The organism is Streptomyces phytophilus, assembly GCF_013870535.1.
Lineage (GTDB): Bacteria > Actinomycetota > Actinomycetes > Streptomycetales > Streptomycetaceae > Streptomyces > Streptomyces phytophilus.
Window position 1 is genome coordinate 1 of sequence record NZ_JACBXC010001765.1, and the last position, 371, is coordinate 371.

Annotated in this window: 1 protein-coding gene; it reads right to left on the minus strand. The window is 67.9% G+C overall.

Annotated elements, in window-relative coordinates; all coding sequences use genetic code 11:
- On the minus strand, positions 1-189 hold a 189-nt coding region (locus H5J30_RS35805), incomplete at its 3' end, for an SAM-dependent methyltransferase (RefSeq protein ID WP_220189668.1).
- Positions 190-371 lie beyond the last annotated feature (182 nt).

The window sequence follows — 371 nt, forward strand, 5'->3', positions numbered from 1 at the left end:
GGAGCGGGATTGCCGGGCCACGTCGACGATGCCGGGGAAGACCTCCATGACCTGGGCGGCCATCTCCCGGTCGGCGGCGTAGTGGTCCTTGCCTCCCACCCAGAAGTCCCACACACGGGCCTGGTGCGGGCGGGTCGGGTCGATCGGCATGTCCAGCCGTTCGGCTGCTCTGGCTGAGTCCTCGGTCATAGCTGGTCCTCGAAGGTGCGGGCGGGTGTCAACGGCGAACGTACATCAGGCGGATGCCGGCGCAGCCCCTCTGAGTTCGACGCTTGCCACTTCGCGCCAGGTGATGTGCCGGCGATCGTGCGACTGAGCCACCATGATGAGGTTGCCGAGCAGCAGGACCACCGGGTCTCCGGGCAGGTCTG